Origin of the sequence: Terrabacter sp. LjRoot27 (assembly GCF_964254175.1) — a bacterium.
Taxonomy (GTDB): Bacteria; Actinomycetota; Actinomycetes; order Actinomycetales; family Dermatophilaceae; genus Terrabacter.
In genome coordinates this window covers 2,218,381-2,235,186 of the sequence record NZ_CAXUSS020000001.1, presented here as the reverse complement: position 1 = coordinate 2,235,186, position 16,806 = coordinate 2,218,381, and the positions used below count along the sequence as shown (strand labels likewise).

Genomic DNA, 16,806 nt, shown 5'->3' with positions numbered 1-16,806 from the left:
CATCAGCCCTTCACCGTGTCGGCGAGGTCGAGGCTGTCGACGAACTCCTGGAAGCTGGGCACCTCGTCGGGGCAGTAGATCTTCAGGACGAGGAGCTGTCCCTTGACCACCCGGTTGTCCGCGATGACCGGTCGCATCCCCGGCCCGGCGGCGCCGTTCATGAGCTGGCCGAGGAGGATGCCCTTGCGCAGGGAGCCGTTCGGGTCGTCGCAGACCGCGCCACCGTCGTCCCCGAGGAGCCGCACGACCTGCTCCTTGCTCGGCGCACGCGCACCGGCGGCCGTGAGGGCCGCGACGAGCGCGGTGGCCTTCTGGTCGGCCTGCTGGGACGCCTTGCCCGAGTGGAAGGTCAACAGGGCGATGACCGTCAGGGCCACGACCGCGATGCCCGCCACGATGTACGTCGTCCGGTTCCGCTGGTACGTCTCGTTCTCCGTGATGTTCATGACGCGGCCACCTCTGACGTCTCAGGCTGCTTCCACGACGGCTTGCGCAGCTTGTAGAAGAGGAACGGGACGAGCAGTCCGAGGCCGAGCGCGCCGGCCGCGACGATCACGAGATACGTTGCGGGACTGCCCGATCCGAACTGGGACGGCGGGACGAACCCGATGAGCAGGGCCGCGAGCGAGGCGGCGAAACCGATGCCGCAGAGCGCCCCGAGCATCGGCGCCCGGTAGCCGCGAGCGTGGTCCGGGTCGTTGCGCCGCAGGCGCACCGCGGCCACGAACATCAGCAGGTACATGATGAGGTAGACCTGCGTCGTGATGACGGAGAAGATCCAGTAGGCGCTCGACACGTTCGGGATCAGCGCGTAGCCGAGTCCGATGACCGTCGTGATGACGCCCTGGGCGACGAGGATGTTCTGCTGGACGCCGTTCTTGTTGAGCTTCTGCAGCACCGGTGGCAGGTAGCCCTCCTGGCGCGAGATGAGCAGCAGTCCCTTCGACGGGCCGGCGAGCCAGGTGAGCATGCCGCCGAGCGACGCGGTCACCAGCATGATGCCGACGATCGGGGTCAGCCACTGCGCGCCGAAGTTGGCGAAGACCGCGTCGAATGCCTGCATGACCCCGGCCGTGAGCGACAGCTCCTCGGCCGGCACGATCCAGCTGATCGCGAGGGCCGGGAGGATGAAGATCGTCAGCACCAGCCCCATCGCGAGGAACATCGACTTCGGGAACTCCTTGGCGGGGTTCTTCAACGAGCCGACGTGCACCGCGTTCATCTCCATGCCGGAGTACGACAGGAAGTTGTTGACGATGAGCACGAGGCTCGACAGACCCGCCCAGACGGGCAGCAGGTTGTCCGCCGTCATCGGGGCGGCCGAGGGGTTGCCCTGACCCAGGAAGACGGCGCCCAGGAAGACGAGGACGACGCCGGGGATCAGGGTGCCGATGATGAGCCCCGCACTCGCCAGCCCCGATACGCCCTTCGCTCCTCGGGAGGAGACCCAGACGCCTGACCAGTACACGACGACGATGACGAGGGCCGTCCACACCCCGTTGGACGCGAGAGCCGGGTTGATGACGTAGGCGAGTGTGCTCGCGACGAAACCCAGCAGGCTGGGGTAGTAGAAGATCGTCATGGCGAACTGGCACCACACGGCGAGGAAGCCCATCGGCTTGGAGATGCCGCGGGACACCCAGTTGTAGACGCCGCCGTCCCAGCCGGAGGCGAGCTCCGCCGAGACCAGGGAGGTCGGGATGAGGAAGACGATCGCCGGGACGATGTAGAGGAAGACGCAGGCCAGGCCGTACACCGCCATGGTGGGGGCGGCCCGGAGGCTGGCCACGGAGCTGGTCGTCATCATGGCCAGGGCGATCCACGAGATGTAGGCCGCGGGGGGCGCCTTGGTGCGCCTTCGCGTGGCCGCGACCGGCTCGTCGGCCGATGCGTCCATGGCGCTCATGCCGGCCTCCCCGCCACCGTCGTGGTGAACGGGCCTGCGGCGGAACCGCGCCCGCGCGTCGACCGCCTGTGCTGCTCGTATGCCCTCACGCCTGCTTGCATGCCGACCACCGTCCGCTCCTGAGATCCCTGCGCGTTCCTCAAGATTCCTGCGCCTCTCATCCAGGGGCGTCACCCCTTCGGGGTGATACCGGACAGGACTCACTCGACGACGGCGAGCCCGTGGTCGGTGGTGTTGAGCCGCACCGGGCCGTCGTCGGTCACGGTGACGATGTCCTCGATGCGCACGCCGAACCGTCCGGGAAGGTAGATTCCGGGCTCGACCGAGAAGCACATCCCCGGGACGAGGGGCTGTTCCTCGCCCTCGACCATGTACGGCGGCTCGTGGGTCGTCACGCCGATGCCGTGCCCCGTCCGGTGGATGAACTCCTCGCCGTGGCCGGCGTCCGTGATGACGGCTCGCGCCGCGCGGTCGACGTCCTGGCACGTCGCACCCGTCCGGGCGGCGGCGACACCCGCCTCCTGCGCGAGCCGCACGATCTCGTGGACGTCACGGATCTGCTGGGTCGGGTCCCCCACGCACACCGTGCGGGTGGTGTCGGACCCGTAGCCGAACATCAGGCCGCCGAAGTCCAGGACGACCGCGTCACCCTCCTGGATCACCCGGTCACCGGCCTCGTGGTGCGGGTTGGCGCCGTTCGGGCCGGAACCCACCACCGTGAAGTCGACCTGCTCGTGCCCGAAGTGACGCAGCAGCCCGGCGAGGTCCGCTGCCACCTCGGTCTCACGGCGTCCGGCGAAGCGGACCTTGACGATCTCGCCGTATGCCGCGTCGGCCGCAGCGCCAGCGGCCGCCAGCCGCGCCAGCTCGTCGGGTCCCTTGACCGCCCGCATCATCGGCAGGCCTTCGGTGAGTGACCGGTAGGCAGTGCGGGGCAGCGCTCCCTGCAGGCCGAGCAGGTGCAGGGCCCACGCCGAGTCGGAGATGCCGTACGTGCCTTCGGGTCGCAGCAGCGGAGCGGCAGCCCGGTAGGGGTCGGTGGCGTCGGCCCAGTCGAGGACCCTCATGCCGCGCACCCCCACGGCCGCCTCGGCGTCGGGCCGCTCGAGGGCCGGCACCAGCAGCGTCGGCTCCTCGTCGGGCGCGAGCACGAGCACCGTCAGCCTCTCGGTGATCGCCGTGGGCTGGTAGCCGGTGAGCCAGACGAGGTCGGGTCCGGGGGTCACGAGCACTCCCGCGAGGCCGGCCTCGGAAGCGGCTGCGACGACGCGTCTTCCGCGCGCGAGGTAGTCGTCCACGGTGAACGGCGATGGTGGCTGCACGTCGACGGGGCTCATGGCGGTCTCCCTTGGGGTCGCGCCCCATGCTAGGTCTGCCCCTCCGCGGGGTTGCTCACACGATCGGTATGACATCCGGGCCGATGCGAGCCATCGGAGGACACGGCCGACGTCGTCGAACCAGCACCATTCGTTCACCCGGCAGCGTTAGGTTCGGCATGGTGGTCGACGCGTCCGCGTCGGCCCTGACGAGGAGTACGCGTGGTGGACCCCCTGCTGGCCGGTGAGCGCGCCGCCGAGCCGCGGACGCTCGTCGACGTCCTCGCCGACGTCACGTCGCGCCACCCCGATGCGCCGGCCCTCGACGACACGGTCACCGTCCTGACGTACGCCGAGCTGACCGAGCAGGCGAGACGGCTCGCCGCAGAGCTCGTCGCCGTGGGCGTACGCCGTGGCGACCGGGTGGGCGTGCGCGTGCCCTCGGGGACCACCGACCTCTACGTCGCCGTCCTCGGCGTGCTCCACGCCGGGGCGGCGTACGTCCCCGTGGACGTCGACGACCCGCAGGAGCGGGCCGACCTCGTCTTCTCCGAGGCCGCGGTCGCTGCGGTCGTCGGGACCCGTCGCCAGGTCATGGTGCCGTCCGGTTCCTCGTTCGTGAGGCCCACACGACGTCCCACGCCGCGCCCCGCCCGGGAGGGTCGCCACGCGCGGGCCGCCCTGCCGGACGTGCGGGTGGACGACGACGCCTGGGTCATCTTCACGTCCGGGTCGACCGGCGTGCCCAAGGGCGTGGCCGTCTCCCACCGGTCCGCGGCAGCCTTCGTCGACGCAGAGGCACGGATGTTCTTGCAGGACAGTCCGATCGGCCCTGGCGACCGGGTGCTCGCCGGCCTCTCGGTCGCGTTCGACGCCTCGTGCGAGGAGATGTGGCTCGCGTGGGGACACGGTGCCTGCCTCGTCCCGGCGCCGCGGAGCCTCGTGCGCACCGGCATGGATCTCGGACCGTGGCTCGTGGCCCAGGACGTCACGGTCGTCTCCACGGTCCCGACGCTGGCCGCGCTGTGGCCGGCCGAGGCCCTCGAGCCGGTGCGACTGCTCGTCTTCGGGGGCGAGGCGTGCCCGCCCGAGCTCGCCGAGCGGCTCGTCGCTCCCGACCGCGAGGTCTGGAACACGTACGGTCCGACCGAGGCGACGGTCGTCGCGTGCGGCGCCCGGCTCGACGGGACGACCCCGATCCGGATCGGCCTGCCCCTCGACGGCTGGGACCTCGCCGTCGTCGGCCCCGACGACCGACCGGTCCCCCGGGGCGAGACGGGCCAGCTCATCATCGGCGGGGTCGGGCTCGCCCGCTATCTCGACCCCGCCAAGGACGCCGAGAAGTACGCCCCCATGCCGACCCTCGGCTGGGACCGGGCATACCGCTCGGGAGACCTCGTCGTCAACGACCCGGAGGGCCTCGTGTTCGTCGGCCGCGCCGACGAGCAGGTGAAGCTCGGCGGTCGCCGGATCGAGCTCGGCGAGGTCGACGCCGCGCTGCAGTCCCTCCCCGGGGTCGCCGGAGCGGCCGCGGCGGTCAAGACGACGAGTGCGGGGAGCCAGGTGCTCGTCGGCTACGTCGTGCCCGAGGCCGATGGCGAAGCCGACCCTTCGGCGCCGGGCACCGCCTTCGACCGCACCGCGGCCCTCGCGCGGCTCCACGAGGAGCTGCCGGCCGCCCTCGTGCCGGTGCTCGCCGTCATCGAGGCGCTGCCGACCCGCACGTCGGGCAAGGTCGACCGTGCGGCCCTGCCGTGGCCGCTGTCCGGCGCCACCGACGACGACGAGCCGACCGACCTCTCCGGCACGGCCGCCTGGCTCGCCGGTCACTGGACCGCGGTCCTCGGCACCGAGGTGCGCTCGGTCGAGGCCGACTTCTTCGACCACGGCGGCGGCAGCCTGTCGTCGGCCCGGCTGGTGTCGCTGCTGCGTGAGCGCTACCCCACGGTCACCGTGGCCGACGTCCAGGCCCATCCCCGCCTCGGCGCGCAGGCCGACCTGCTCGAGACGATGGACACCGCCGACGGGTCGCGGACCGAGCGCACGGTGCGCCGCATCCCGCGGCGCACCCAGCTCGTGCAGACGGCCGTGTCGATGGTCCTGCTCACGGTCAAGGGGCTCCAGTGGCTCGTGGGCCTCGTGACCCTCACCGAGCTGCTGCGCCTCGCCGGTCTGGCCGACTGGTCCCAGCCCGTGTCGTGGTGGGCGCTCGGGGTCGGCTGGCTCCTCTTCATCACGCCGCTCGGCCGGATGGGCCTGTCCGCGTTGGCCGCCCGGCTCCTGCTCGCGGGCGTGCGACCCGGCAGCTACCCCCGCGGCGGGAGCGTGCAGATGCGGCTCTGGGCCGCCGAACGCTTTGCCGACGCCATGGGTGCCATCACGATGGCCGGTGCGCCGTGGATCATCTACTACGCCCGGATGCTCGGCGCCTCCGTCGGGGTCGGCGTCGACCTGCACTCCGTGCCGCCGGTCACGGGGATGCTGACGATCGGCTCCGGTGCCAGCATCGAGCCCGAGGTCGACCTCTCCGGCTACTGGATCGACGGCGACGTCGTCCACGTCGGCCTCGTCCACATCGGACGGGAGGCCGTCATCGGGGCCCGGAGCACCATCGGTCCCGACGTGCACATCGGTCGCGGCGTCGTCGTCGAGGCCGGCTCGACCGTCCTCCGGTCCGTGCGGCCCGGTCGGGTCGTCGCCGGCTCCCCCGCCCAGCGGGTCTCCGACCCGAGCCGCTCGGGCTGGCCCTCGACCCGTCCCCCGAACGCACCGGCGTGGCTCGCGGTCTACGGGCTGTCCGGCATCCTCCTGTCGGTCCTGCCCTTCCTCGCCCTCGTCCCCGGCGCACTCGTCGTCGGCGGCGCGGTCGCCCGGGCCACGGGGTCGCGCGAGGCGGTCGTGACGGCATACGCGGCGGTGCCCGTCCTGACGGTGCTCGGTCTCGCCTCGCTGGCCGCCATCACGATCGTGCTGGTGCGCCTGCTGGCGATCGGGCTGCGCGAGGGCTACCACCCGGTGCGCGGCAGGGTCGGCTGGCAGGTGTGGGCGACCGAGCGGCTGCTCGACCAGGCACGGACCCTGCTCTTCCCGGTCTACGCGAGTCTCCTGACCCCGATGTGGCTGCGCGCGCTGGGGGCCCGGGTCGGCCGCGACGTGGAGGCCTCGACGGTGCTCCTGCTGCCGTCGATGACGTCCGTCGCCGACGGGGCCTTCCTCGCCGACGACACGATGGTCGCCGGCTACGAGCTGGCCCACGGGTGGGTGCACATCGCCCCCGCCAAGATCGGCAAGCGCGCCTTCCTCGGCAACAGCGGGATGACGGCCCCGGGTCGACGCGTGCCCAAGCACGGCCTCGTCGCGGTGCTCTCGGCCGCACCGCAGAAGTCGAAGGCCGGGTCGAGCTGGCTCGGCAGCCCACCGGTGCGGCTGCGCCGGCCACCGCAGGGCTCCGATGACGAGCGGACGTTCGCTCCCCCGCTGCGGCTCAAGGTGGTGCGTGGCCTCGTCGAGCTGTGCCGGATCGTGCCCGTCATGGTGACGGTCGCGATCGGCGTCGGCGTCCTCGTGTCGCTCGAGTGGCTCATCGACCTCGTCGGCCTCGCCGGGGCGGCCGTCCTGGGTGGTGTGGTCCTCGCGGCCGCCGGGGCCGTCGCCGCTGCCGTGACGACCCTCGCGAAGTGGGTCGTCGTCGGGCGCATCGGTGCGGTCGAGCACCCGCTGTGGAGCTCCTTCGTCTGGCGCAACGAGGTGGTCGACACGTTCGTCGAGATGGTCGCCGGGCCGTGGTTCGCGTGGACGGCGACGGGAACTCCTGCCATCAACGTCTGGCTGCGAAGCCTCGGGGCCAGAATCGGGCATGGGGTGTGGTGTGAGACCTACTGGCTGCCCGAGGCCGACCTCGTGACCCTCGGCGACGGCGTGACCGTCAACCGGGGCTGCGTCCTCCAGACCCACCTGTTCCATGATCGAATCATGAGCATGGACACGGTGACCCTCGAGGACGGAGCCACCCTCGGCCCCAACGGCGTGATCCTGCCCGCGGCGAGCATCGGGGTCGCCGCGACGGTCGGCCCGGGCTCGCTCGTGCTCCGGGGCGAGGCGGTGCCCCGCGGGACCCGGTGGACGGGCAACCCCATCGCGCCGTGGAGCGGGTCCGACCCGGTGGCCCACGCCTCCGGACAAGCGCCCGTCGAGTCGTCCGGAGACGTCGCGAGCGGCGTCCGATGACGGGCGGGCTCGCCCACCAGGTCCCTGCCCTCACCGACGCCTACACGCCCGACCGCGGCGACCCGGCCTACGAGGTCACCCACTACGACCTCGACCTCGACTACAAGGTGTCGACCAACCGCCTCGCCGGTCGGGCGGTCCTCGACGTCACGGCGCTCCACGACGTGCGGCGGCTCGTCGTCGACCTCGTGGGCCTGCGCGTCCTCAAGGTGTCGGTCGGCGGTCGCGCCGCCAAGTGGGTCCACCGTGGCCCCCGGGTGGTCGTCACCCCGTCGGTGCCGCTGTCGCGCGGCGAACGCACGCAGGTCGCGATCACGTATGCCGGCACCCCCGGTCCCGTGGCGACGCGCTGGGGCGACGTCGGCTGGGAGGAGCTCACCGAGGGCGTGCTCGTGGCCGCGCAGCCCAACGGAGCCGCGACGTGGTTCCCGTGCAACGACCATCCGCGGTCGAAGGCGACGTACCGCCTGGCGTTCGAGTGCGACACCCCCTACGACGTCGTGGCGACCGGTGCCCTCGTGGCCGCCCGGGCGCGTGGCAGCCGGACGCGTCGGGTCTTCGAGCAGGACGTCCCGATGGCGACCTACCTCGCCTCGGTCCACGTCGGCCGCTACGTGCGACGCGCTCTGGCACCGGCGGACGTGCCGATCGTCGTCGTGCTGCCGGCGACCCGCGAGCGCGACGTCATGCACGACCTCGAGCGGCTCCCCGCCATGACGAGCCTCTACGAGACACTCTTCGGCCCCTACCCCTTCGACGACTACACCGTCGTCGTCACCGCCGACGACCTCGAGATCCCGCTCGAGGCGCAGGCCATGGCGACGTTCGGGCCGAACTGGCTCGACGGCCGTCGCCGCCACGAGCGGCTCGTCGCGCACGAGCTCGCCCACCAGTGGTTCGGCAACAGCCTGACCCCCTCGACGTGGTCCGACATCTGGCTCAACGAGGGCTTCGCGTGCTACGCGGAGTGGCTCTGGGCCGAGCACGCCGACGGCGTCCCGGTCCGGGTCAACGCCGCGACCCACTGGTCCAGGCTCTCGCACCTGGCCCAGGACGTCGTGATCGCCGATCCCGGGCCCGACCTCATGTTCGACGACCGCGTCTACAAGCGGGGCGCCCTGACCCTGCACGCCCTGCGGGTGCAGCTCGGCGACGTGACCTTCTTCGACCTCGTGCGCGACTGGGTCGCGTCCCACCGGCACGGGTCCGTGACGACCGAGGAGTTCGTCACCCACGTCGAGACGTTCGTGCGGGAGACGACCCCCGTGGACGGTGACGCCGGCGCGCGGCGTGCACGCGAGCTGCTCGAGCGCTGGCTGTGGGCCACTCCCCTGCCCCGCTTCGTCGGGGGCGCCTGACGGTTCAGTGGGCGCGTACCGTCAGCGCTCCCCCGGCGGACTCGAGAGCGACGGCGGCGGCATACGCCCTCGGCACGTCGAGGTCGACGACCGTCACCGACGGCATACCGGGGACGACGTCGGTCGGGACGCCTGACACGGGCGTCACGAAGGTCGTCGGGTCGACGCGCAGGCCCACGCCGAGCGCCTTGAGGGCGGCCTCCTTGCGCACCCACGCCGCCGCGTCCGTGAGTCCACTCGAGCCGTGGCCCCGCTCGTCGGCGTGCAGCGCCACGTCCGCGTAGCCGCGGAACTGCACGGCGTGGACGACCTCGATGTCGACGCCGACCGGTCCCGACCGGCTGAGCGCGAGCGCGACGAGGCCGCGGGTGCGACTGAGCGACAGGTGGATCCCGGGATCGTCGAGCAGGCGTGGGACGCCGTGCTGCCGAGCGCAGTCGGGGCACGTGCGGTCGAAGCGCAGCGACTCGGGTGGCCGGCCCACGAGCCGGCCGACCTCCCGACGCGCGAGCGCGTGGAGCGCGAGGTATGCCGCGGCGTCGCGGCGGTCCGCGAAGCGCACCCACCGCTCTCGCTCGTGCTCGTCGAGTCCTGCGTCGGCAGGTGCGGACGTGCCCGGGAACCCGTGGGTCGTCGTCTCGCGCACCCACACGTCGACGGTCGCCGCGGTCGGGCTCGTCCGACCCTCGGCGCCGTCCACGCGCCAAGGATCGACGCCCAGGCCCGGATGCGCAAGGCACGGTCCGCCGGGACATCGCCCTGACGAGGTGATGCGCGGCCCGGCGTGCGGTGCCAGCGTCGAGGAGGGCGCACCTCGCGCCCCGTCACGACGCGCCTGAAGGAGAGACCGTGAGCAGCGACAGCCAGTCAGCGACGACGTCGGGGGCGCGCGAGCCGGGGACCGCCGGGAAGGTGACCCACCTGAGCCCGGACGAGCGGGTGGCGAGGGGCAAGGGCGCCCGCAACGAGACGCCGAGGAGCAGCCACGGCTCGTGGGAGCCGACGACCAACCGGCCCGACCCGATCGCGCTGCTCGAGGAGCAGGCGACGAGCAGGGTGCCCGAGCTCGTCCCCCTGCGATACGGACGCATGCTCGTCTCACCGTTCACGTTCTACCGCGGCGCGGCCCTCATCATGGCCAGCGACCTCGCCGCCACCCCGCGCTCGGGATTCACCTCACAGATCTGCGGCGACGCGCACCTGTCGAACTTCGGCGTCTTCGCCTCACCCGAGCGCCGGCTCCTCTTCGACATGAACGACTTCGACGAGACGCTCCCCGGGCCCTGGGAGTGGGACGTCAAGCGTCTCGCGGCGAGCTTCGAGATCGCCGGCCGCGACAGAGGGTTCTCGTCCGCGGACCGCAGGATGGTCGTGAGGTCCTGCGTCGCGGAGTACCGGAGTCGGATGCAGCAGTTCGCCGAGGCCCGCAACCTCGACGTCTGGTACGCCCGCATCGAGGTCGAGAAGCTGTTCGAGGTCCTCAAGTCCAGCGTCACGAAGAAGCAGAAGGCCAAGGCGGAGGCCAACGTCGCCAAGGCACGCACCCGCGACAGCATGCAGGCCTTCACCAAGCTGACCCATGACGTCGACGGCGAGCGTCGCATCATCTCCGACGCCCCCCTGGTCGTGCCGATCGAGGACCTGGCCCCGGCCGACTCGAGTCGTGACGACATCGAGAGCCAGCTCCGCAGCCTGATCCGGTCCTACCGGCGCACCCTCGAGACGGACCGGCGCGAGCTGCTCGAGTCCTTCCACTACGTCCACGCCGCCCGCAAGGTCGTCGGGGTCGGGAGCGTCGGCACCCGGGCCTGGATCATCCTCCTGCTCGGCAGGGACGGACAGGACCCGCTCTTCCTCCAGGCCAAGCAGGCCGAGGAGTCCGTCCTCGAGCGGTTCGTCGGCCGCAGCCGGTACGTCAACCACGGCCAGCGCGTCGTCGCGGGACAGCGGCTCATGCAGGCGTCCAGTGACATCTTCCTCGGGTGGCAGCGCGTCACCGGGCTCGACGGTCAGGTGCGCGACTTCTACCTGCGACAGCTGCGCGACTGGAAGGGCTCGGCCGACGTCGACACCATGCCCGCCGGCGTCATGGCCGCCTACGCCCGGATCTGCGGGGCGACCCTGGCCCGCGCGCACGCGCGATCAGGTGACCGCATCGCCATCGCCTCCTACCTCGGCACGAGCGACACCTTCGACCGGGCGATCGCCGACTTCTCGTCGTCCTACGCCGACCAGAACGAGCGCGACTACGAGGCACTCGTCGCGGCCGTCAGGTCCGGGCGCCTCGAGGCCCAGACGGGGATGTAGCGGCCACGGCGCGTCGGCTGGTCAGGTCGGTGTCAGGTCGGTGTCACGGCGGACCGAACCGCTGCCACACCTCGTCCCGGCCACGGCCCGTCACCGGCTCGGCGTCGAAGACGACTCCGGGGCGGCTCCCGCTCTCGAACCGGCCCCGCTCCAGCTCGGCCACGGTGAACCACTCGGGCCCGTAGTCCTCCTCCGACCGGTCCTGTCGGCCGTCGAGCCAGCACACCTTGCACGACAGCCGCTCCTCGACGTCACCACGGAACCGGGAGGAGCGGTCACAGGTCACGCGGGTGAGGAGGTATGCCTGGGCTCGGCCCTCGATGCGCAGCTCCCAGACGGCATCGCGACAGGGGTCCAGCCTCGGGTCGAACGACCAGGATTCGTCAGCGGACATGAAGCCATGTATACAGGTTTCAACGACCTGCGCGAACGATCTTGTCCAGCCCGCCACGTCGCAGGACCGCCCGACGCGACACCCGAGGTCGACGACGGTGCGAGCGGTCGGCTCAGCTCCGGACGGCCCTCTCGACGAGCGTCGCGATGGTCTTCGCACTCTCGTCGCTCAGCTCTGCCAGGGCGTACGACGTCGGCCAGAGTCCGCCCTCTTCATCGAGGGTGGCGTGGACGCTGAATCCCAGTGTCGAGTAGCGCGCCTTGTCCATGAGACCGCTCCGGAAGAAGACGATGACCTTCCCTCCGGCTCTCGCCCAGCCCGGCTGTCCGTAGTAGAGCTTCGGCAGGAGCTCTGGCGCGGCCTCGGTCACGATCGCATGGAGACGTTCAGCCGTGGCGCGGTCGGGCTGCGGCATCTCGGCGATCTTCGCCACGGCAGCCGCTGCATCGGCCGCCGCCTTGTCCTCAGCGCTGGCGCGGCGGCTCTCGGCCTTCAGCTCCGCCGCGCGGTCCTTCATCGCGGCTCGCTCCTCCGCAGAGAAACGTCCTTCACGACTCTTGTCGGCTTTCGCCGCGGCGCTCATTCCTCGGCCGTCCTCTCGTCGGACTCGTTTCCTGACGACGGTAGACCACCCGAGTGCCCGTACGAAGGGCTCCGAGGAGGCGGCCTCACACCCCAGGAGTGACGGCCCGCTGGAACCTGGCACAGCCGAAGGACCGGCGGCTCACACCACCGGTCCTTCGGGCTCCTGCGATCGTGCTCAGTCCTGAGTGCGCTCCCGCACGGTGTCGGCGGAGTCGGCCGCACTGCTGCGCACGTCGTCGACCGCCTGCTGTCCGTCCTGCTTCACATCGGCGGCCGCGCTCCGAGCCGCGTCGCCGACGGCTTGAGCGGCCTCCTGGGCGGGCTGCTTCAGGTGGTCGGCGGACTCGCTCGCCACGTCCTTGGCGACGCTCTGCACCTCGTCGAGGATGGGTGCGGCGCGGTCCTTGAGGTCCTGCGAGACCTCCCGCTCCTTCTCCGAGGCGGGCAGGAGCGAGCCGAGGAGCCATCCGGCGCCGAGGGCGATCATCCCTGCTGCCAAGGGGTTTCCGCGGGCCCGACGCTTCAGCGAGTCACCTGCCTGGGCGGCGGAGTCCCCGGCCCCGTGGGCGATCTGCGAGGTCTTGTCGCCGGCATCGGAGGCCGTGCCCATGACGTGGTCGCGGACGGCTGCCGCGCGGTCCTTGACCTTGGCGGCCTGACGGTGCGCCACGTGGCTGGGACTCACCGACTCGCCCAACGCGTTGACGTCGCGGCTCAGCCCCTCGCGGGTCCGCTCGATGTTCGCGCGGATCACGTCCGGGTCGTTCGACGTCGTGTAGGTGGATGTGTTCACGGTCGGATCGTTCATGGTCATCGCGCGTCCTCATTTCCCATCAGCGCACCCGGGACCCGCTTGGCGGTCTCCGTCGTGCGCGGCATTCCCTGGATCTGTCTCGTGGTTCGTCGGCCGAGCATCGCGAGGACCGCGGCGGCGATCCCCCACACGGCCATGACGACGATCGCCGCCCACCCTCTGCTCTCCATGGCGTTGGAGAGCCACTCCCAGACGCCGAGCGAGAGGAACAGGAGCGTCATCCACCCCGCGAGGGCGGCGGCACCGAACTGTCCGGCGGCCTTGCCCGCCCGTGTCGCGGACTCGCGGGCCTCCGCCTTGGCGAGCTCGACCTCCTGACGCAGCAAGGTCGAGAGCCCCTCGCTGATGTCACTGACGAGCTCGCCGAGCGATGCGCGATCGGCCTTGTCCTGGGCTCCCTCGCTGGCACTGAAGGTGTCGGCGTATGCCGTCGCGTCGGGTGCGTGGGCGCCCGTCGCGTCGGGTGCGTGCGTTCCGGGCGCGTCGGGCCAGGTGCTCATCAGCGAGCTCCGCCGTGACCCTCGGCGCCCAGGTCGACGGCGTCGGCCTGCGCCGTGCCGAACGGCGCCGTGACGGCATGGGTCTCGCTGTCACGGACCCCGACGGAGTACGGCGCGTCCTCCGAGGCTGTCCCCCCAGGGGCGGTCGGCATCATGGCCCCGACGCCCGAGCCCGATCGGTCGTCCGTCGCGGTCGGGACAGGCCCGGACCGCCCGGAGTCGGAGGTGCCTGACCCCGCGGCGAGCCCGCGCGTCATCCGCCCAGCCACGACGCCGAGCACAGCAGCGCCGAGCAGGAAGGTGCCGGGACGACGTCGGGCGAACGAGCGCAGCTCGTCGACCATCTCGCCGGGCTGGCGGTCGGACAGCCAGTCCGCCGCGGACCGGGCGCGGTCAGAAGCCTGCTCAGCGACCTCTCCCGCGATGCCCTTCGTCTCGGTGCTCGACGCCATCTGCCTCAGCTCGTCGGCGATCGAACGGAGCCCGCTCGCCGCCCGCTCGCCCTGGGACGAGGCCTGCCCGTCGAGCTCGGAGCGGACCTGGTCGAAGAGCTGACGCAGCTGCGTGGTGACCTCGGACGTGACGTCCTTGACGCCGGACGCAGTCGTCTCGGCCACCTGGCGCCCGCTCTGGGCCGCGTCGGAAGCGACGGACTTGGCCTCGTCGCCGACGACCGCCTTCGTGCTGTTCGTGCTGTTGGTGCTGTCCGTGCCGCCCTGAGGCGTCACCACGTCCGGGGTGGTGCGTGCGGCGCTGGAGACCGGAGTGGAGCTCCCGGCGACCTCGACTGGTGTGGGCGTGTCATACGGTCGTTCGGTCATGGGGTGTTTCCCTTCGCTGGCCGCGCGGCGGGAACGGCCAGCTTCTCGAGCCTCCACACCGCGCGGTTGTTGCACAGGGGAAATACCCAAACGCTCTGCAACTCAAGCCGATTCGTTCGGCCGATCGAGTGTTGCCGGGACCGGGTATGTATCAGCACCGTCTACCGCTGTTGCCGATCTCGGCTCAGCCTTCGACACCGGTTGAGGAGTGCGGCTGCCCGACGGGCTTGGACTCGGGTGAACCCCTTTCCCGGAGGTAGATGCTCAGCACCACCATGCTTGCGACGGCCAGGAACTCGGACTGCCAGTTCTGGAAGGTGCGGTTCCAGAAGTCAGGGGCGGCCGCGTACTCGGTCCAGCCGAGGGGCGCCTTGAGGTCCTGGATCTGGTCGGCGTTGTACGCCGAGCGTCCGGCGATGAACTGTGCGAGCCACGAGAGCAGGAAGATGGCCCCCATGGTCAGGCCCAGCGATCGCGAGAACAGTCGCAGGCGCCACCCGCCGACCTTCGCCCACGCCGGCGAGTCCTCCTGGGCGTAGCGGCCGACCTTCTGGTCCTTGTCGGACTCCCGGCCCAGCGATTCGAGCGGCTTCGACTCGGGGGACCCCTTCTGGGCCAGCCAGACGGTGAGCAGGATGAACAGGAGGAACTGCAGGTACTCGGACTGCCAGTTCTCGGCCACGTCGACCGCGAACTGCGAGGACGTCACGTACCGGAGCAGCCCCATCGACGGCAAGCCGGCGTCGGCCGCCTGCCGGTTGTAGGACGCCAGTCCCGTCAGCGCCTGCCCGACGAGTGCCGCCACCAGCAGGGCCGTGAACGCCAAGGTCAGTCCCTGCTCACGAAGGCGCCTCATCGCTGCACCATCCCGACGAAGATGCAGGCGGCCAGCACGAAGGCGATGAACAGCAGGATGCCCACGAAGGCAACGCGCATGATCAGGCTCCCTTCAGGCCACAGGAGAAGGGGCGGTCCTGTTCCTGAGGCGTGCAACCGGCAGCAGTGACACGCCAGCCGGAGCCGAACAGCGCCAGGAACATCGTGTCGTGCTCCAGCCGGACCATGGCGTCCTGGCCGTACACCTCCACCGTGATCACCCGCCCGGCGTCGGGCAAGTCGGCGTCGGCGATGCCTTGGGGACACGGACCGGAGGAGTCCTCGAGCTCCTGACGGGTCTCCGGAGCCAGGAGGGCACAGGCCGTGTCGGGCTGTGCTCCGACGGCTGCGCTGAACATCGTGGCGGTCTCGCCGGCGGCTGTCGCCCCGGGCGACGCATCGCCCGAGCAGCCAGCCAGAGCCCAGCAGGCGCACACCACGAACGCAGGAAGCACTCGACGACGAGTCATGGCGCGACCCTATGGTCTGAGAAGGTGCAAGAGCCGCACACACACCACGTTTTCAGCGTTCTCCCAGCCTCAGCGACCGCCGACGGGAGGACCAGAGGGTGGCCAGCCGGCGGCGGTTGGTTGGGCGAATCTCCTTTGGGTACGGGACTGCTGGACGGCATCGTGGCCGTCGCCGCCCGCCTGCACTGCTCGAAGGAGTGCCCGTGTCCACCGATGCCATCGTCATGCTCAAGCAGGACCACAAGGACGTGCGCGAGCAGTTCCGCGCCTTCCGCAAGCCCGACCAGACCCCCGTCCAGAAGCAGAAGATCGTCGACACGATCCTCGAGCTGCTGACCGTGCACACCTACATCGAGAACGAGGTCATGTACCCCCGCGTGCGGGCCCTGCTGCCCGACCTCGAGGACGACGTGCTCGAGTCCTACGAGGAGCACCACGTCGCCGACGTGCTCGCCATGGAGCTCGCCGCGATGGATGCCACCGACGAGCGCTTCGACGCCAAGACCACCGTGCTCATCGAGAACGTCGAGCACCACATGGCCGAGGAGGAGCAGGACTGGTTCCCCAAGGTCCGCGACGGCCTCGGTCGCAAGCAGCTCCAGGAGCTTGGTCAGGAGCTGATCGAGGCCAGGGAGAAGGCGCCGCGCCGACCCGAGCAGCCCAGCGCGATGAAGAAGGCCGTCGACGCGGTCGTCTCGTGACCTGCCAGAGCGAGCGTCGCCGAACACCTGTGAAGGAGGCTCCATGAGCGGCCAGATTCCCCCGGTACCGGTCGAGACCGGTCCGGACAGTCCCTGTGACTGCGACAACTGCCCGGACCGCTGCACGTGTGACTCGTGCTCATGTGACGACTGCACGTGTCCCACCTGCGGTCACTCCGCCTGACGCTGCGCCGCACGGCCCAACCCGGACAGACCTCAGACGGTCCTCACGGCCAGAGGCCGTTTGACGTCGATGTGATCGGGTAATCCGGGTTCGTGACTGCTGATGAGCACCGCCCCGTCACCGAGCTCAGCATCCGGGAGCTGCTCGCCGAGCTCACCCGCGTCGAGGACCGGCTGCGCGAGCAGGCCCATCATGCGGGGCCACGCCCCCTTCCCGGGCAGGTCAGTCGTGAGGCTGCCCTGCGTCGACGTGAACGTTCCTTGCTCGCCGAGCTGCGCAGCCGACGTGCTGCGGTCCCAGACGGCCGGCCGGACCCGCAGCACGAGCCAGGGCCCGAGCAACGGGCC

At 71.1% G+C, this 16,806-nt stretch carries 16 protein-coding genes; 4 read left to right on the top strand and 12 right to left on the bottom strand.

Features of this window, described 5'->3' with window-relative positions:
* Positions 1–2: 2 nt before the first annotated feature.
* From ACSQ2D_RS10500 to ACSQ2D_RS10490, 3 genes are all read right to left on the bottom strand, one after another.
* Positions 3–446, bottom strand: a complete 444-nt coding sequence (locus tag ACSQ2D_RS10500; protein WP_435985895.1) for a hypothetical protein — start codon at positions 444–446, stop codon at positions 3–5.
* Positions 443–1,906 carry an APC family permease gene (locus ACSQ2D_RS10495; RefSeq protein WP_435985894.1) on the bottom strand — a complete coding sequence of 488 codons (1,464 nt, stop codon included), beginning with the start codon at positions 1,904–1,906 and terminating at the stop codon, positions 443–445. The genes ACSQ2D_RS10500 and ACSQ2D_RS10495 overlap by 4 nt, the downstream gene beginning before the upstream one ends.
* 200 nt (positions 1,907–2,106) lie before the next feature.
* Complete coding sequence (locus tag ACSQ2D_RS10490) at positions 2,107–3,243, bottom strand: aminopeptidase P family protein (RefSeq protein WP_435985893.1); 1,137 nt, start codon at positions 3,241–3,243, stop codon at positions 2,107–2,109.
* A gap of 201 nt (positions 3,244–3,444) precedes the next feature.
* Here ACSQ2D_RS10490 and ACSQ2D_RS10485 point away from each other — a divergent pair, with 201 nt between their 5' ends.
* Together ACSQ2D_RS10485 and ACSQ2D_RS10480 are read left to right on the top strand one after the other, a co-directional pair.
* Positions 3,445–7,449 (top strand): Pls/PosA family non-ribosomal peptide synthetase, encoded by a 4,005-nt coding sequence (locus ACSQ2D_RS10485; RefSeq protein WP_435985892.1) that lies wholly within the window; start codon positions 3,445–3,447, stop codon positions 7,447–7,449.
* Positions 7,446–8,807, top strand: a complete 1,362-nt coding sequence (locus tag ACSQ2D_RS10480; protein WP_435985891.1) for a M1 family metallopeptidase — start codon at positions 7,446–7,448, stop codon at positions 8,805–8,807. Before ACSQ2D_RS10485 ends, ACSQ2D_RS10480 begins: the two co-directional genes overlap by 4 nt.
* Before the next feature lie 4 nt (positions 8,808–8,811).
* On the opposite strand, the gene ACSQ2D_RS10475 is transcribed toward ACSQ2D_RS10480, so the two are convergent.
* A complete protein-coding gene (locus ACSQ2D_RS10475; protein ID WP_435985890.1) occupies positions 8,812–9,507 on the bottom strand; it encodes a 4'-phosphopantetheinyl transferase family protein in 696 nt (231 codons plus the stop codon).
* A gap of 149 nt (positions 9,508–9,656) precedes the next feature.
* Between ACSQ2D_RS10475 and ACSQ2D_RS10470 the strand changes: the two genes are divergently transcribed.
* Positions 9,657–11,114 carry a DUF2252 domain-containing protein gene (locus ACSQ2D_RS10470; RefSeq protein WP_435985889.1) on the top strand — a complete coding sequence of 486 codons (1,458 nt, stop codon included), beginning with the start codon at positions 9,657–9,659 and terminating at the stop codon, positions 11,112–11,114.
* A 43-nt stretch (positions 11,115–11,157) separates the two neighbouring features.
* Here ACSQ2D_RS10470 and ACSQ2D_RS10465 read toward each other — a convergent pair whose 3' ends face one another.
* The 7 genes from ACSQ2D_RS10465 to ACSQ2D_RS10435 form a co-directional block, all read right to left on the bottom strand.
* A complete protein-coding gene (locus ACSQ2D_RS10465; protein WP_435985888.1) occupies positions 11,158–11,508 on the bottom strand; it encodes a hypothetical protein in 351 nt (116 codons plus the stop codon).
* 112 nt (positions 11,509–11,620) lie between these two features.
* Positions 11,621–12,091: a DUF1801 domain-containing protein gene (locus ACSQ2D_RS10460; RefSeq protein WP_435985887.1), complete on the bottom strand. Its 471-nt coding sequence runs from the start codon at positions 12,089–12,091 to the stop codon at positions 11,621–11,623.
* A gap of 177 nt (positions 12,092–12,268) precedes the next feature.
* Positions 12,269–12,886, bottom strand: a complete 618-nt coding sequence (locus tag ACSQ2D_RS10455; protein WP_435985886.1) for a DUF3618 domain-containing protein — start codon at positions 12,884–12,886, stop codon at positions 12,269–12,271.
* Between the two features lie 17 nt (positions 12,887–12,903).
* Complete coding sequence (locus tag ACSQ2D_RS10450) at positions 12,904–13,407, bottom strand: phage holin family protein (RefSeq protein ID WP_435985885.1); 504 nt, start codon at positions 13,405–13,407, stop codon at positions 12,904–12,906.
* Positions 13,407–14,228: a hypothetical protein gene (locus tag ACSQ2D_RS10445; protein ID WP_435985884.1), complete on the bottom strand. Its 822-nt coding sequence runs from the start codon at positions 14,226–14,228 to the stop codon at positions 13,407–13,409. The genes ACSQ2D_RS10450 and ACSQ2D_RS10445 overlap by 1 nt, the downstream gene beginning before the upstream one ends.
* Before the next feature lie 184 nt (positions 14,229–14,412).
* Positions 14,413–15,084 (bottom strand): DUF6766 family protein, encoded by a 672-nt coding sequence (locus tag ACSQ2D_RS10440; RefSeq protein ID WP_435985883.1) that lies wholly within the window; start codon positions 15,082–15,084, stop codon positions 14,413–14,415.
* A gap of 82 nt (positions 15,085–15,166) precedes the next feature.
* A complete protein-coding gene (locus tag ACSQ2D_RS10435) occupies positions 15,167–15,463 on the bottom strand; it encodes a hypothetical protein (RefSeq protein ID WP_435985882.1) in 297 nt (98 codons plus the stop codon).
* Positions 15,464–15,777: 314 nt separating this feature from the next.
* Between ACSQ2D_RS10435 and ACSQ2D_RS10430 the strand changes: the two genes are divergently transcribed.
* Positions 15,778–16,275 (top strand): hemerythrin domain-containing protein, encoded by a 498-nt coding sequence (locus ACSQ2D_RS10430; protein WP_435985881.1) that lies wholly within the window; start codon positions 15,778–15,780, stop codon positions 16,273–16,275.
* 216 nt (positions 16,276–16,491) lie between these two features.
* On the opposite strand, the gene ACSQ2D_RS10425 is transcribed toward ACSQ2D_RS10430, so the two are convergent.
* Positions 16,492–16,800: a hypothetical protein gene (locus ACSQ2D_RS10425; RefSeq protein WP_435985880.1), complete on the bottom strand. Its 309-nt coding sequence runs from the start codon at positions 16,798–16,800 to the stop codon at positions 16,492–16,494.
* Positions 16,801–16,806 lie beyond the last annotated feature (6 nt).

Coding starts and splice junctions, on each gene's coding strand:
- ACSQ2D_RS10500 (WP_435985895.1), bottom strand. CDS start 446: ATGAACATCACGGAGAACGAGACGTACCAGCGGAACCGGACGACGTAC.
- ACSQ2D_RS10495 (WP_435985894.1), bottom strand. CDS start 1,906: ATGAGCGCCATGGACGCATCGGCCGACGAGCCGGTCGCGGCCACGCGA.
- ACSQ2D_RS10490 (WP_435985893.1), bottom strand. CDS start 3,243: ATGAGCCCCGTCGACGTGCAGCCACCATCGCCGTTCACCGTGGACGAC.
- ACSQ2D_RS10480 (WP_435985891.1), top strand. CDS start 7,446: ATGACGGGCGGGCTCGCCCACCAGGTCCCTGCCCTCACCGACGCCTAC.
- ACSQ2D_RS10465 (WP_435985888.1), bottom strand. CDS start 11,508: ATGTCCGCTGACGAATCCTGGTCGTTCGACCCGAGGCTGGACCCCTGT.
- ACSQ2D_RS10460 (WP_435985887.1), bottom strand. CDS start 12,091: ATGAGCGCCGCGGCGAAAGCCGACAAGAGTCGTGAAGGACGTTTCTCT.
- ACSQ2D_RS10450 (WP_435985885.1), bottom strand. CDS start 13,407: ATGAGCACCTGGCCCGACGCGCCCGGAACGCACGCACCCGACGCGACG.
- ACSQ2D_RS10445 (WP_435985884.1), bottom strand. CDS start 14,228: ATGACCGAACGACCGTATGACACGCCCACACCAGTCGAGGTCGCCGGG.
- ACSQ2D_RS10440 (WP_435985883.1), bottom strand. CDS start 15,084: ATGAGGCGCCTTCGTGAGCAGGGACTGACCTTGGCGTTCACGGCCCTG.
- ACSQ2D_RS10435 (WP_435985882.1), bottom strand. CDS start 15,463: ATGTTCAGCGCAGCCGTCGGAGCACAGCCCGACACGGCCTGTGCCCTC.